This window comes from Pantoea sp. X-Soil-OKNW-556 (genome assembly GCF_059730695.1).
This window is the reverse complement of the sequence record NZ_AP035990.1, coordinates 3,389,854-3,405,805: the sequence shown is the minus strand read 5'-3', so window position 1 is coordinate 3,405,805 and position 15,952 is coordinate 3,389,854. Positions and strand designations below refer to the sequence as shown.

Here is a 15,952-nt window from a genome sequence, read left to right as displayed (position 1 = left end):
ATACTATTATCAATTACAGTCCCTGCATCAAATTTCTGGCTGCTGATTCCAGCATCCGGGACTTTCACTGTCAAAAAACTCTATCAAAATGTTTTTTCCAAGATTATCTTTGATTAATTGGTTGGCTCTATTGCAATATGCTTGGTCTCTTCTGAATACAGATACTGCGACTTTTTTTATGCCTGCACTAGCCATTCGTTTTAGTAGATGTACATCATGTTCTCCCATTCCCCAGCCTAGAATCACAAGATTTTCACGCTGTTCGGTAAGTACTTCCCGATAAACCGTTGAAAGATAAAAACTGCTCTGAATCGAGTTTACTTTTTGTTCATGCGTTCCTTCACTAACAAACAGAGGAACAACTTCCTCGCTTTGCCACCGCTTCAGAATCGATTCAAGTAAACCTGCATTCCTAATATGAATTTTACTCTCTTGTTCAATACGATTACGGCACAATATGAGGCTGCCATGTGGATAAAAAACAAGTGTATTCGATTGTTCATTTCCAAGCATTCCTCTTAACCGTTGCCAGTCCTGCTCAAAAAGGCCTCTGGCAAGAAAGCAGTCCTTAAACCGATGATGGTCGTTGAGATCCAGACCATATGTCATTGCCCAATAGACGATCAGATCGTAGTTAAGCGAAATGACCGTGTTAAATCTTTTCAGAAACTCGTAAATATATGGCAGCTGTTCGTCAACTTCATCATGCTCAGGATGCACATCTCGTACAGCTTGAATAAGGCATTCACGTATTCGTAGGTAGGCCTCATGAGTGCGGGCATCTTCAATTTCTAATGATTTGTTGACGTTTGACGCCTGCCAAACAATACGCAGAATGAGTTCGAAATCTTTAGTTTGAAAAAAGTCAAAAAGTTTTCGTACATCTGCCTCCAGACTCTCTTTTTGGGTGACGTGTTCAAGAAGAGAGCCATATGCAAAACGAGGACTGACGGCGATGCTTGCACCGTTGCCCAGCAAAATTGTCCCATCATATCGTGGTGCCAGCTCAGACCAAGGGAGAATGGAAAATGACATCTTAGTTATCTGCTCCAATAGTGAATTTTTCTAAATAAAAAACAATTTACAGCACAGATGCTGACTGTTTGCATTTCTAACATTGCCGATTCAACAGTCTTGCTTGATGATTTCGAAAAATATCTTATTTTTCAGTTATTTTCATGCTTTGTCACATGACCGATACAATTATCAATATAGATATTATCTTCCTGATTTTATAGACTATCTAGTTAAGAATACCTCTTTCAGGAAATTGAACGATGCCCCGATTCAGCAATACTATTTTATGGTCAGGTCATGAGCACTAAGGCTGCCATGAGTGACAATCATTTAACAGAACCTTACGAGGCAGGGTTTAGTTTCTATGAGTTTTTCGCGGGCGGCGGTATGGCTAGGGCTGGGCTGGGAAAACAATGGCGATGCCTTTTTGCCAACGACATGGACCCGATAAAAGCATCGACCTACATCGATAACTGGGGTGACGAACATCTCGACATGCGTGATGTTCGAGAGGTTACCTCCTTTGAACTGCCTCTCCACGCTGATTTAAGCTGGGCGTCATTTCCTTGCCAGGATTTGTCTCTGGCCGGTAATGGCTTGGGAATTGGCGAAAGAGATTCCAGTGCGGATGAAACCACGCGTTCCGGTGCGATATGGCCATTCCTCGATTTAATAAGCAAGCTCGGCGAGGAAAACCGTAAGCCGCCGATTCTTGTTCTTGAAAATGTTCTTGGATTGCTGACGCTGGATAAGGGGAGCCATTTCGCCGCGATATGCCATCAGCTAAGCAAAACTGGCTATCGGTATGGCGCAATAATCATCGATGCAAAGCACTTTCTACCACAGTCCCGCCCCCGCGTATTTGTTGTTGCGATTAGTCGCCATGTTTCCATTCCTGAATGTTTGGTTTCAGAAGAACCTTTGTCGCAATGGCATTCACCTTCGCTCCTACGCGCCTGCGATGCGCTGGCGAAGGAAGCTCGCAATGACTGGATCTGGTGGTCGCCTGGCGATTTACCAGACGCCAGAATGAGGGAACTGGACGACTTAATCGATTTTGAGCATGAAAACGCGCTATGGCATTCTGCCGAGGAAACACAACGGCTTATCAGTATGATGGCACCGGCTAATTTGGCGCGTCTGGCGAACGCGCAGGCATCCGGCGAGACAATTGCAGGCAGCCTTTATTTACGCATGCGCAAAGAAAAAGGCGTCAACCGGCAACGGACCGAAATAACGTTCTCGACAGTTCTTGGTTGCCTGAGAACGCCAAAAGGCGGAGCTTCTCGTCCTCGTATTATCGTTGTAAAAGGTAGCCAAGTGAAAACGCGTTTGTTGTCGGTCAAAGAAGCGGCGGCGTTAATGGGGTTGCCGGATGATTTCATCCTCCCAGCTGCGTATCAGTCAGCATTCAAAGTGATAGGTGACGGCCTTGCCGTTCCTCCCGTTCGTTTTCTGGCAGAACGTATTCTGGAGCCACTGGTGATGGCAATCCGAATCAATAGTCAGCGGACGGAGGATATACCTGAATGAACTGGACGTCTCTCGTTACGCCCGATGGTTGGGAAAGTAAACTGATTGATTATTTTCTCCGGTTCGGTGCCGGCGGCGACGCGCAGGATATTCGCTGGTTTGAGGTTACGCCGTCGACGCTTGCGGCAGCATTCGCTGACAGCAGTGCTAATGCGAATGAAATTGAAGAAGCGTTTCGAACCTGTATGTCAAAAATACGGGATCTGCCACAGCGCCTTGAATACGGCATGATAGAAAAGTCGACTCGTGATACGCCCGGATTTTTTACTTATCTGGTCATGACGTTGCTTATTAGCAGCCAATTCGACGCACAGGAAGAGCGCAATGACTTTCGTCTGAAGCTACAGAACTGGCTGCAGACCTCGCATAGTTTTCAGAATTTATCTGGCGTCAACCAGATGTGGGAGGCATTAGCCGAATGGCTTAACCAACGAATTCTGGAAGGTGAGTCTTACCGGCATCTTGTCCTGCCGCCGCGGGATGGTTGGGTTCAAATCGGTCACACCTTGCGGTTGGCATTCCCTAATAAAGCCGATCTACGCCTGATGAGCGAGTGCTTGGAACGTTATCCGCAAGCGGCCGCTGATCCGCGCCAGTTAATCAAGTGTTTTCAGATTGTTATTCAAAGACCTGGCGTTTCTTATGCGCTGAAGGAGGCTTACGCAGAATTCAGAGACGCGTGGTTACTAGGGCACCGCGCACTATTCGATATGCCTTTCTGGCGCCTGCGTCAACGGGCGTTCGAAATATCATCCGGCGCACCGAATCATCAAATCATTATTGATATGTATGTCGACTTTGACGGTTCACGATGTTATTTCAGTAGTGTGGGCGATACAGGCGAAACCGTTTTTTATCCTGTGTTATCCAAAGCTCTTAAAGACCGTGGTGCAGGGAGCAGCGAAAATCTGGGCAAGGCGTCGCAGGCCGGCTTACTATTTTTTGATGAGATCGGGCACGGGCGCTGGAGAGCGAAACCGTCTCCTGACGTAAACTCGCAACGGTTTCATATTGCCTTATCCAGTAAACATTCCGTACAGATAAGCAAGCGTCTCAACGGTTATATTGTAGAGGACGATTGGATTTTAACGGTCCAGCCTCTGAACCTAGTCTCGGCGATGGATATATTTCGCTTACTGAGACCCTCATGGGGCACTCAGGGTGATGACGTCACGCGCCCTCAGCTATACGGTGGAATACGCCTCCCCGGCGGATGGCTGGGATTACCCGCATTTTTGCCTTTTATTGAGTCAGATACGCTACGATACAAAATATATTCATCTGGGAATGATGAAGCAGGAATCAACGTTTCTGTAATTGATGGCCGTTTGATTTCTTCTGTACCTCTTAACTGTGAACTTTCCATCGAGCCAGCGCTTGAGACGGGAGAAAAAACTCCGCCGTGGCGGCGTCGCGCGCGTTTTTTCACCTACGCTGTACCGCACCCGACTTTAGGCGAAAGTGCAAGATACCGGTTTGAGCCGTTTTGCGACTGGTCGACGTCTTCACTAAAGGTGCCGACATTTAATTTCGAAGGTCAGTTTCAATGGGAAGATAGCGAAGTATGTTGCGATCATCTTCTGGAGGCGATATACGCCAGCGGAGCAAGCGGCTGGGAAGAGGCCGAGTTAATCGCGCTTCTAAGGCTTGTAGACGGGAAGATCAACGTATGGCATTTGATTCGTTGTTTACAAAATGCGGGTCTGATCGAGCCACGCCTGCGTCCCGGATGGAAAGGCCGGGCATGGACGCTGGTTAAATCTTCATTGCTTCATATTCGTAACGGAGAAAATTCTCTAATTGTTGTGGAAGGCGCAGTCTGCGCCAGACTGGTGGATGATTTTCAAAAAGTGGTCGCTGGGTTGGGCGGAAAAAGTTTTCGTCGTTGCGGCGTTAGCCTTTGGTCGCCCCCTGTGTTTGGCGCTGTACTTGCTGATCCTGTTGCGTTATCTCAGCGTCTAGGATGGCCGCTAATCGAAGCCTCATCGTCATCCGATACAATACCGCTTTCACTAGCCACGACAGAACGCGCTGCTGAATTACATGATCTAGCTGCGGTCTGGGACTGGCATTCAGGGCGATTTCAGCAACATGGTATCCAGGATAAAGAATCTGCGTCGCTGTCACTGCATACTCATCCTGGGGGGCGAGATCATGATATCTATCGGGTTATTTCCGGAAGAAAAACAACACATTATCTTTCCCGAACCGCAGCTATTATCGCCGCTGGCGCAAATAACAGGGAACCCATGTTTGAACGCGTCGCTAAAAATCATCTGCTGTGTCTTATCAATGATTGTGGCCTGCCCGACGTATTGGCTACGGGAATACGGCGTCACGCGCTCAGAAACGGAGGTCCGATGGACTCCGGTTACACCTATCCCGTCGATGACATATCTTTCCACTGGCTAGAGTCGCTACTTCCGGGATGTTTTTATTCTCTCTCGTCAAATGGCGAGGACGATTCAAGCCGACTAGTTTCAGTCAGTCGCCATTCTGGCGGAAGAATACGTCCGATATGGAGAAACGGTCGACTAACATTGACGCTGGGATAATAAGGAAAATTAATAATGGGCAACATCCCTTTGTATCTGGGTCAATATGATCGCAGAAATTATCAGTCCTACCTTACAGCTATTGCGCAGGAAACACCTGATGGCTGGCGTACGATCGAGAACCCTAAGAAACTATTTCCTCGTACGGGTGAGGTTGAGTTTAACGATTCTGATGCTTTGCCGCTCCGTAAGGGCGAATGGGCCGCTTTTCATGTTGGGCCTGGTACTCGCAACAGAGCGCAGGCGAAACGTACTCGGCGTATTTATCCTTATTATGATTTATCTTCTGGCCAGTCGCTGCTGGAAGCGCGTCGCCAATTAAGCTTTGATGGCATAACGACAGATGGCGAACCGGGGTTGTGGGCTATTCGTTTTGGGCCGGATGGCTTGATTCTGGCAAATCTGACTGAGTCGAAAACTGGCTGTCTGATCATTTCCAAGAGTCAGAACGTCTATGAATATGATTTCCGTGAAGACGGCGTGATTTCCGTATCAGGCATATCTGATAACGGAAAATTGTTTTATATGCCCGATGTCGATGCGTTGCCTACCCAGATCCATGACTGGACGCCGGATAAGCAGTACATCGAATACGTTATTCAACTTCTTTCCTGCGCTGATTTGACGGTCGAGATCTCTTCATGGCTTCGAGCGCATACAGACGAGCAAAACGGAAAATTATCTTCCGGCGTCGATGCTCTTCTGGCTGCTGCTCAAATGCTTCGGGCAGGAGAGTTGGCTAAGAAACTGGAAGAGCAGGATTCTCTGACTCGTCAATTTACCGAAGCTGTATTGAAGGACCAGCACATCACCCGCCTTCTCGAGCATCAGATACAAAGCATCGCGGAAGAAGAGCGAGTCAAGTTGCGCGCCCAAGAGCATAAGGCGCTCGATAATGAATTTTCGGCTGAACGGCTTCGACGTCGTGAAGTTATTGAAATGGAAATGACCGTTTTTGATAAGACAAGGAAAAGCGAAATCGAGGAGGAGATTGCACAATTATGGCAGCTCCAAAAAGAAAAATTACAGACTGATTTTGCAGAAAATAAAGCGGATATAGAAAAAACGTTCAATCAGGAAAAAGAGTATCTCGAAAGAGAAATTAGCCGTCTGAAAGACGCCAACAATGAGTTATGCGCCCAGAACGAAAATCAGCATCATATATTGGCTTCCTTAACCTACGATCATGAAGCATGTTTAGCATCTTTAAGAGAGACCGAAGAACGTACTGCTCAGGCAAAAATTGAACTCGAAAAGATGGATGTCGCGATTGCTGAGAAGTTTCGTTATATGGCTTATTCAGTATTCCCCAAAGTATGTCTTCCGACGCAAGCGAGAGTAGTATCATGCGAAGAATTCGGCCAGCTCGTTAGAGAGAACAAATTGCTGACACCTGGCGGAAAAATATTGATGACGCAATTTCTTGCGTTAATGTTGGCCGGTGAATGTCCGTTGTTATTTGGTCCGGAAACACAAGACTTCCTTGCTGTTGCTGAATCGCTGATTTCTTCAGGCCGCTCAATTCGACAGATCGCCGATCCAACGATAATTTCCTGCGAGGATCTGTGGGTTCGTGCGGGAAATAATATGGCGACGCCGCTTTACCAAGGATTATTGTTGAGTGAGGCTTCTTGTCCCCGAACGATCCTCGCCGTGATTGAACGTGTCGAGTGTTCCGCTGTGCGTTTCTGGTTGCCAGCACTGAAAGATCGATTGTACCGAGGTGATTTGCACCGACGCTTTCTGATTTGCGGCACCATTGAAAACGAAGATTGTGAAGAAACGGAGGAAATTAAGGAACAACATCTTCGCCTTCGAATGGAAAATGTCGTCATTAGGGATGCGATTGCGCTATCTCCTTTATATCTTTCTTCAGAAAATCATAGCGAACTGGACCCCGGTCCAAAATCGCAAGGTTCTTTCCCTGACAAGCTCGCTATCGCGGATGAAATGTCAGCCGGACGTTTGGATCTAGCAAATACACTACGGGCGATGAGAACGGCACATGAGGTGGTGCCGCTTGATACTGAAAACAAAGCGATGCATCAAAAATATTTAGTCGATTTATATGCAAATTTAAATAATGACGAGATGTTTGCCCAATAAATTATAGGAGAAGGAAATCATGTTAGACCCTATTGGCGGTTTTCGCCGTATTCAGGACTTCTTCATTTCATATATAGAAACTAGCTTTCGAATTGCCGATCCTTCAGTCGCGGCCTCAAGACGCAATCTTTTGAATAGTCGCGGAGAATTTGCAGCGGAGCCTTACATTGAACCTGTTTTGCGGTATGAGTCTTCTGATAAAACGCTTGAAGCTCTGGCCGAGATGGACGGTGGACCGCTCAATAGCTTGTCTCCCAAAGGACGGAAAGCGTTCGTTGAACTAGCGTTATCCGGTCTATTTGATTCGAAACTAGGTGACGAAGTCTGGTCGCGTCGTTCAGTCCATGCACCGTATAGCCACCAGACGCAAATGCTGGAGCGCGGTATTCTTCCCGGTAGACCCGGCATCGTGACATCTGGTACAGGTTCGGGAAAAACCGAAAGTTTTATGTTGCCTATATTGGCTGCATTATCGAATGAGGCTGTCAGCTGGGCCACGCCTCGCGAAGGCTATCTGCAAAATCGGTGGTGGACTGGCGAAAAAACAAACTGGACTTCTCGTCGAGAAGGAGAACAACGCCCGGCGGCCCTCAGGGCGATGGTGCTTTACCCGATGAACGCTCTGGTTGAAGATCAAATGGCGCGTTTGCGTAAAACGCTGGATTCCGAAGGGGCGCGTGGGGTTATGGAGCAGCATTTCTCCGGAAACAAGATATTCTTTGGGCAATATACCAGCGCAACACCGATTACAGGCTATGCCAGCCATCCACGTCTTTCCGGAGTCAAATCGGAAAAAAGTCGCCGTGCTCGTAATCTTGAAAAGTTACGTAAGGCATTGAAACGTATTGATAGCGATCAGCAGGCTGCACGCGCGTTCGATGAAAAAGAAAACACTGTGGAAAAGACTCGATATATATTTCCTTCGACAGACGGCGGGGAAATGATGTCTCGCTGGGATATGCAGGCTGCTCCGCCTGACCTCCTCGTCACTAACGCCTCAATGCTCGGGGCAATGCTTTCGCGCGAAGTCGAAGACGGTATATTTGACGCTACGCGCGAATGGTTAATGAATAATAACGACGCATACTTCTATCTGGTATTTGACGAGTTGCATTTATTACGTGGTTCTGCTGGAACTGAGACCGCGATGTTGATTAAGTCGCTAATTGTAAGACTCGGGCTTGACGACCCGAAACATCGCTACAAACTGCGTTTACTCGCGTCTTCAGCATCGCTGCCGATGGATGGCGTGGATGGAGAGCAATCTCGTAAATACCTACGCGATCTATTTTCGCCCTTCGGTACTTGCCGCGATTCTCTCGATCCCGGTCGTGATGATCCTGATTTCTGGCGTAACTGCGTCATTAAGGGAATACCCTATGTACCATTGAAACCAGAAGGAAAAATCGCTGTGCGGCCTTTCGCCGCATTGATGCGTGTTGCCCTCGAGGGGCAGGAAAATGTAGTACGCAATCTAAAAATGACGGACGCGCTTAGTCAGGCTTTATCTAATGTCTTCATAGCTCTAGACGTGAAAGCGCAAAATAGCATGCAAGGCATTAAACAAGCAGCTGAGAAAGCAGCAGCGTTGCTGACCAATGCTTGTATAGAAGATGGCAGCGATTTGCCGCGAGCGATGCCGCCGGGAATAATCATTGATAAGGTTTTTCTGAAGGAAGACCCAAGTAATCAAGGTGAATTGGAATTAGCATTACGCGGATTAATGCTGGTGCGTGCGCTGCCAGAATCGGAGATAGAATGCGATAAACCCGCTAACGTCACACCAGCTTTTCGCGTGCATACATTCGTCAGAAATATTGAGGGTTTCTTCGCCTCCGTATTGCCGGGAGAGCAAAAGGCGAAATTCTCCGATTTTTGTTTGGAGCGTGGTTTGTCGCACGCTCCAGCAGGCCTGGGGGAGAAACGAGGCCGCCGTTTATTCGAGATGTTGTACTGCGAGGCATGTGGAGAATTACTGATCGGTGGTCAGAAGGGACAGAAGGGCGGTAAGACAATCGAATTATTACCTTCGGCGACCAATCTGGAAAATCTTCCAGAACGCCCCGGCGCTGAATATTACGACGATATGACGTTGGATGAATTTGCGGTTTTCTGGCCTGTCGATACTACTCATTCAAGCCCGGTAGGCTGCGAAAAAGGTTGGGATGTCTGGGATAAGGCGGTGCTTAATCCTGTTACAGGCATTGTGACGATCGGGCAGGAAATATTTCCGACAAATACTGACGCGGTTCACGGATATCTGTATTTCCAAAAAACAATTCCGGGTAAAAAAGGCGAGCCGACAAAGAGACCCTCCGCGCAGCCTTTCTGCTGTCCTAACTGTGGCATTGACTACTCCAGCCGGCCTGCCAGCAATCGTACCAGAACGCCCATTCGCGCATTTCGTACTGGTGTGACTAAGTCATCCCAGCTTGTGGCGACAGAATTATTTGAATTGCTACATGCGATCGGTGCGGAAGCAAAGAGTATTGTTTTTTCAGATAGTCGGCAGGATGCGGCATCTATGGCGCTAGAAATTGAACGATTGCACTTGCGCGATCTACGCAGGGAAATATTGGTCGCAGCGGCCAGAACGATGCTTAAAGAAGCAGAAAAGAATTATATTTCAGAAGATATTCTTAAAGATAAGATGACCAAAGCCATGCTGGCTAATGATGATAATGAGTACGGCCGACTATATGCTATAAAAAAAAATCAAGAGAGCATTGCTAATCTTTATAAGTATAAACGCATAAAAATAGATAGGCTGTTAGAGTCTGAAGGTGATTCAATCGGAAGGATTACATCTGAGCTGGTTGGGTTGGGAATATCACCATATAAGTATCGTTCCAGTTCAGATGATGAGGATAGCAATGTTTGGCATGCTAATTTTACTAAAGAAGATACGGTCGTTAAATATAGCGATGGACTATCTTCTCATGAAAAAATGAAGATAAAAACAAAAGTCGCCGGCGATCAATTTGAGCTGATAGATGATGTTATTTTTGCTAATACCTTCTTCGCGCTTGAGGAAACAGGTCTGGCATATCCATGTATATCAGATAAAGATGACTTACCAGAGTTAGATGCATGGTTAAGGGTGTTTTCAGGGGCGTATCGCGTTACAGATAATAAATATTTTGACTCTACACGTACCCGTGATTGGTATGAAGGCAGTCATGTTGAAAAAGAAAAAGTTAAGCGCGTTGCCAGAGTATTATTCGGTGATAGAGGGTATCAAGAAGGTTTGACACGTATTTTAAATCAATTCTCTCAGCTTGAGCATAAGGCTGGGCGAATTAAGATAGGTAAATTGTTCCTCAAAGTTAGTAAGCCAGGCGATAGTTATTGGCAATGTAGAAAATGTGGGCGAATTCACTTACATTTGGGTTTTAATAATTGTACTCGCTGCTTAACCCCACTTGAAGTTGAACCCAGCGGAGTTGTCGAAAAGCTATGGAAGGAAAATTTTCTTGGTAAACGCATTGTTCGTGGAGAGCAAGACGGAGTTAAACGTTTCAGGCTGAACGTCGAGGAATTGACGGGGCAGACAGATGATTTCTCTGATCGCCTACGTAAATTTAAGGGCATTTTTGTTGATGAAATGAGTGAACTCGAAAAATTAGATGCGGAAATCGATATGCTTGCCGTTACCACGACAATGGAAGTTGGAATTGATATCGGTTCACTTCAGTCGGTTTATCAAGCCAACATGCCTCCTCAGCGGTTTAACTACCAGCAGCGTGTCGGCCGCGCTGGGCGACGTGGACAGGCTTTTTCTTTCGTTATCACATTTTGCCGCGGAAGAACTCATGATGCTTACTATTTCGCTCATCCTCATGCGATCACCGGAGACCCACCACCGCCGCCTTTTTTGGCAGTAGATCACGATGCCATTCCATTAAGACTTATGCGGAAAGTATGGCTTAGAGCTGCATTTAATCTTTTACGTGAAGAGGATAATAAAAAGGGAATAGCTTTCCCTGGAGATAAACTCGTTCCGCCTGATATTCATGGCGAATATATTTCTACGCATGATTACTATCATAGCGATGAAAATAATTGGGCTGAGCGGTTGCTGGGAGCGTTGAAAGCAACTCAGAATATACTTAATCGCTTTATTAAAGCAGCAACGTTCGATCCAGAACAAAAACAACGTCTTAATTCAAGATTAAATGCGGAAAACATAATTGATGAAATCTCTGAACTGAAAATTTATGTCACTGGAGAGGATATGGGGCTTGCACGTTTCCTCGCTGAGCACGGAAAATTACCAATGTATGGAATGCCGACTAGGGTGCGCAACCTTTATTTGGGGTTGAGGAAAACAAAAGGTCTTAACGCGCAAGAAGAATACGAATGGTCGACGATGGATCGTGATCTTGATCTCGCAGTTTTCGAATATGCTCCTGGCTCAGTATTGATTAAGGATAAGAAAAAGCATGAGGTAATAGGTTTCACTGGTAATTATCAAGAACCGCAGGTCAAGAATAACCGAATATCGGATCTTTCGACGGTAGGCTCGTGGCAGGAGTCATGCAGCCATATAGCAGTTTGCCCGGCATGTGGTTCAGCCAAGCTAGAGCTACATAAACCTGACAACGACATTAATTGCGAGGATTGCTGCACGCCGATTAGCCCTAAAGAATTCAAGCTTTATATCACACCAGCTGCTTTTCGTACGGATTTCAAACCCAAAGACGATATGGATAGCTTTATTCGCATGTCGTTGAAAACCACAGCAACAGTATTACATGAAGGCGTTCCAACAGAATGCGGTTCCTTCACGGTGCAACGCGGCGAAGTGACCATTCTACGTCTCAATGATGGTCCCATTAATGGAGAAAAGGAAGGCGAACGATTTAATGTTGACTTGGTGAACGATCAAAAAGCGCCAATGCCCTTTTCTACATATTGCCCGCCAGTTAATGGTGAGCAGGCTATCGATTCAGATTGGCTAAAATCGCACGATAACCCACGCTGGCAGTTTCGCGGCGAGAATAAAAGTTTTGGGCTTGTATCAAGCAAAGAGACAGAGTCTCTTCATCTTGAAATAACGAAATTCGATACTCGCCTTAATATGGATATGGTTGCCAGATATGGCGAGTACATGAATTTACCTTCGCGCGCTGCGGCTATTAGTGCGACCCAGATCTTGACGCACAAGGCAGCGCTCTATCTGGATGTTTCGCCAGATGAATTTGAAATGCTTGAACCCCGACTGCATCTTGGTAAACCAAGACTGCAAATCGCCGATGCGTTAATCAACGGTTCAGGACTATGCAGACGGCTTGCCGAACCAGCTACTGCTAACGGCTTTCCTCTGATAGTCAAACTATTACATGAGATTCTCGAAGAAAATAACAAATGGCCGATGGTTGATTTTTTAAGCAAAGATCACCCGATTCAATGCCAAACCGCGTGTTACAAGTGCATACAGCGCTATGGTAATCGCCAGTATCACGGTTTACTCGACTGGCGTTTAGGTTTGGCCTATTTACGTGCGATGGTTATGCCCGAATTCGCATGTGGTCTGAATGCCGCAGACTGGAACCAGCCGGAAATGAAGGGATGGCTAGAAAGAGCATTTCAGTTAGCGGAAGACGTCGAGGCTCTACGACCAGCAACAATCAAATTGTTAAAAGAGTATTCGTTACCTGTTCTTATCGAAATTCAGGATGGAAAAGAACTCTGGCGTGCAGTTGTTACACATCCCCTATGGCAATCCAAGGAACCTGAGCGAAATGCTCTGATTGATTCCATGGGGCTAGCTGATGGGAGATCTTCACTTAAGTTTATTGATACATTCGAGCTGGAAAGACGACCATTACGTGCTCTTGCTAACCTTAAGTCTAGTTAAAATATAGCAATAGTGCTGATAATTGTTGATTGATGAGGTTTTATTGGATGCGCTTTCGATATGAAAGCGCATTATATATAATCACAAGACATCGCCGGGTATTAATTTACAAACTTTATCCGACTGTTATCCAGAGTTAATGATAGATATAACAATGCAGCGCGAGTAGTTTTAAGCTTGGTTTGTTCATTTATATTCCCTTTTTCAGTGCAGAGATTACAGGTGGAGAGCTTTGTTCTTTTTAATAGTGTTAAATTATCTTAATGCGTGTGCTACTTAATCCAGGGGGGATGGTTCTATGATGTACTATGCTAAGTTAAAATAAGGAATGTTTTCAGTTGGAGAACACAAAGTCAGATATCCTATACACTCATTAAAGCTACATTAAATGCTCCGGTGATATTGATATTATAGAAACTATAAATTAAAATATTTGAGGCATTTAAGGGGGGGCAAAAGTGTTGAGTTGGAAGTAATGCTGCTTTGAGTGTTGTTTTCGGTAGTTAAAAATAGTGGTTGGTTAGGTTTTTTTACTGTGCTGTTTTTATTTCTTAAACTTAACAAGTTTACTGTCGAAGGCAGCCTTGGTTAGTGTAATAAAAGTTACATAAAACTCTTCTCAGTTCCCTAATGTAGGCTTCCCACATAAGCTCTCCATTAAGGTATCTTATTAAAGAAGTTAGGGGGGTATACTTACTTATCAATTGAATAGCAACTAGATAACATTATTTTTTAATGAAAATTTCATATTGCTAGTTATAGCTAGTATTTTCCATAAAACCTCAAAAAGATAAATGCGATGCAAATTTTTGATAATGATGGTACTGAACTAAATGCAGAGTGCTCTGTAGTTGAGGAAGATGGGGTTTATGGATTAATTCTTGAATCTTGGGGGCCAGCACACAGAAATAAAGACTACAATATAGCCCTCGATTGTATTATTGAGCGGCTGATTAATTACGGTGTGCAAAACGTCGTTGTCTATCTTGCCTCATCGACAGCCAAAAAACACATGCCGTCCATAGCTGAAAGAAAAATCCATCCAGGTGAATATTTCGCTTTGGTCGGCAATAGCCCTAGAGATATTCGCCAAGAAATGTGTAGTTATCAATCCCATTTCAGTAGTACAGGCAGAAAAGAAGTACCTTCAGGTAATAGAACTAAACGAATAATAATATATGTTCCTACAGTCAATAGTGAAAAGTTTTGGAACCGTGTAATATATGGAGAATCATCAGATATCTTGCAGCCTACAGATGATGAGAGAATTTTGAACGCAAGGGTTAGCCGACTGATAAAGAAACCTTTGACCGAACCAGACGGATATAAATCACCAAGCTCGATAGAGCGACTTCAAAAGGTCTATGTTAGAGATCCAGCGGTAAAAGCTTGGATCTTGCAGCAAAGTAAAGGCATTTGTGAAAATTGTGGTGAAAAGGCACCGTTTTATTTAAATGATGGCAGTCCGTATCTGGAAGTACATCACGTAGTACCTCTTTCATCAGCCGGAGCGGATACCACAAGCAACTGTGTTGCAATTTGTCCTAATTGCCATAGGGCCTTACACTACAGCCAAAATGCAAAAAAACTAATTGAAACTCTTTATGTTAATATAGGCAGATTAAAGAAATGACTTCGTTCTTTACTAAGTGAATCGTTGCAGTGTACTTCCGCTTTTGTGACACAGCGTACAGACTGGGAGGATATCAGGTCTGCTATGAATGAAGAATGGGCATCGTTGCATGGAAAGAATAACTGTTATGATAACTAATTTATGAAAAGGCATTCAATAGATAGAAAGCGGCGAAGGTAATAGAAGGGAGGTGTAATGAGATATTTAGAGAGTTTCTACTCAAAGCCACGCACAGCTTGGCACTCACGTAATCAACAAAGTGTCGTATTGATTACCGTATTGTCAGAATATCCTACAGACTATTTTAGTTTTAATTGCACATTCAAACTTGCCGGGGTTCCCCTGATATCAGGAGACAATCAATCCTGATCTAGCCTTGGTCATACAAGCGTCTGAGTAGGTCATTACCATCATCCGGGACGACGGTAATAGTATTGTCTGTGTTAGTCAATTGGAGAAGTAAAATAATTAGAGTAATTATATAAACCGCATATAATATTACCTCATAATTCCAGTGTGTTGTATTCCCCCTCATTCCTATTACTTCTTGGATCTTACATATCCGTAATTCAAACTATAAACATTAAATGGTTGCGGGTACCTAGTGAGTACCTTAGAAATAACTTTACTTGTTTTTTCAGGGGTTAACCATTTAAAGATAATTATTGTATTTGTCGTGATGTCATAAACAGAGTTGCTCAATGACAAGCTTTTGATGTCAGAATGGTGAGATATACAAAAAGCCTGAGAGCGACCACCCAGCATATAAATGTCTTTGTGAGTAACTACTTCCTTCTTTAATACTACTTCAGACTGGGTGTCTTTATAGCGGTCGATGCCTAGCTTAATATTCTTGATGTTATTCCTGTGTTGATTGAGGGCATTATGAAAGTAACACGATTTGTAAACTGCTATAAGATTAAGAATGACCTCATTTCGAGCTGGATTAGTTTGATAGATAAAGGATTGTTCGCCTATTTTAAGTGATACACCATGCTTAAAACTCTTCACGACATCAACGGAAGAAGACCATGAGGAAATTCGTTCCGGAAGACTATGACGCGCAAACACGCTAAACACACCATCTTTCTTCAAATTTATTTTCCTGTAACAAGGGAAGTCAACCGTTCTGTATTCTGAAGGGAGTTGTACACATAGTTTTTCTAATTTTTTTCCTCGAGCTGTAGTTGTACTTAGCTGCCAATCATTGATAGCTTGAAGTATTTCCAATGTAAAAGGATTATTCAT

General features: G+C 44.7%; 7 protein-coding genes. 5 read left to right on the top strand and 2 right to left on the bottom strand.

Going from position 1 to position 15,952, the window contains the following annotated elements:
* Nucleotides 1-27: 27 nt before the first annotated feature.
* Complete coding sequence (locus tag AC6I8T_RS15880; RefSeq protein ID WP_497834119.1) at nucleotides 28-1,035, bottom strand: DUF4917 family protein; 1,008 nt, start codon at nucleotides 1,033-1,035, stop codon at nucleotides 28-30.
* Between the two features lie 297 nt (nucleotides 1,036-1,332).
* Between AC6I8T_RS15880 and AC6I8T_RS15875 the strand changes: the two genes are divergently transcribed.
* The 5 genes from AC6I8T_RS15875 to AC6I8T_RS15855 all read left to right on the top strand — a co-directional run bounded on the left by AC6I8T_RS15875 (nucleotide 1,333) and on the right by AC6I8T_RS15855 (nucleotide 14,704).
* On the top strand, nucleotides 1,333-2,550 hold the full coding sequence (locus AC6I8T_RS15875) for a DNA cytosine methyltransferase (protein ID WP_497834118.1): 1,218 nt from the start codon (nucleotides 1,333-1,335) through the stop codon (nucleotides 2,548-2,550).
* Nucleotides 2,547-5,105 carry a hypothetical protein gene (locus AC6I8T_RS15870; protein ID WP_497834117.1) on the top strand — a complete coding sequence of 853 codons (2,559 nt, stop codon included), beginning with the start codon at nucleotides 2,547-2,549 and terminating at the stop codon, nucleotides 5,103-5,105. The genes AC6I8T_RS15875 and AC6I8T_RS15870 overlap by 4 nt, the downstream gene beginning before the upstream one ends.
* Before the next feature lie 15 nt (nucleotides 5,106-5,120).
* Nucleotides 5,121-7,211: a hypothetical protein gene (locus AC6I8T_RS15865; RefSeq protein WP_497834116.1), complete on the top strand. Its 2,091-nt coding sequence runs from the start codon at nucleotides 5,121-5,123 to the stop codon at nucleotides 7,209-7,211.
* A 19-nt stretch (nucleotides 7,212-7,230) separates the two neighbouring features.
* Entirely contained in the window at nucleotides 7,231-13,071 is a 5,841-nt protein-coding gene (locus AC6I8T_RS15860; RefSeq protein ID WP_497834115.1) for a DEAD/DEAH box helicase, read from the top strand.
* Nucleotides 13,072-13,870: 799 nt separating this feature from the next.
* Entirely contained in the window at nucleotides 13,871-14,704 is an 834-nt protein-coding gene (locus tag AC6I8T_RS15855) for an HNH endonuclease (RefSeq protein WP_497834114.1), read from the top strand.
* Between the two features lie 540 nt (nucleotides 14,705-15,244).
* On the opposite strand, the gene AC6I8T_RS15850 is transcribed toward AC6I8T_RS15855, so the two are convergent.
* On the bottom strand, nucleotides 15,245-15,952 hold the full coding sequence (locus tag AC6I8T_RS15850; RefSeq protein ID WP_497834113.1) for a hypothetical protein: 708 nt from the start codon (nucleotides 15,950-15,952) through the stop codon (nucleotides 15,245-15,247).

Bases quoted from the DNA above. Each gene is read 5' to 3' on its own strand.
- AC6I8T_RS15880 (WP_497834119.1), bottom strand. From the start codon at position 1,035: ATGTCATTTTCCATTCTCCCTTGGTCTGAGCTGGCACCACGATATGAT.
- AC6I8T_RS15875 (WP_497834118.1), top strand. From the start codon at position 1,333: ATGAGTGACAATCATTTAACAGAACCTTACGAGGCAGGGTTTAGTTTC.
- AC6I8T_RS15870 (WP_497834117.1), top strand. From the start codon at position 2,547: ATGAACTGGACGTCTCTCGTTACGCCCGATGGTTGGGAAAGTAAACTG.
- AC6I8T_RS15865 (WP_497834116.1), top strand. From the start codon at position 5,121: ATGGGCAACATCCCTTTGTATCTGGGTCAATATGATCGCAGAAATTAT.
- AC6I8T_RS15860 (WP_497834115.1), top strand. From the start codon at position 7,231: ATGTTAGACCCTATTGGCGGTTTTCGCCGTATTCAGGACTTCTTCATT.
- AC6I8T_RS15855 (WP_497834114.1), top strand. From the start codon at position 13,871: ATGCAAATTTTTGATAATGATGGTACTGAACTAAATGCAGAGTGCTCT.
- AC6I8T_RS15850 (WP_497834113.1), bottom strand. From the start codon at position 15,952: ATGAATAATCCTTTTACATTGGAAATACTTCAAGCTATCAATGATTGG.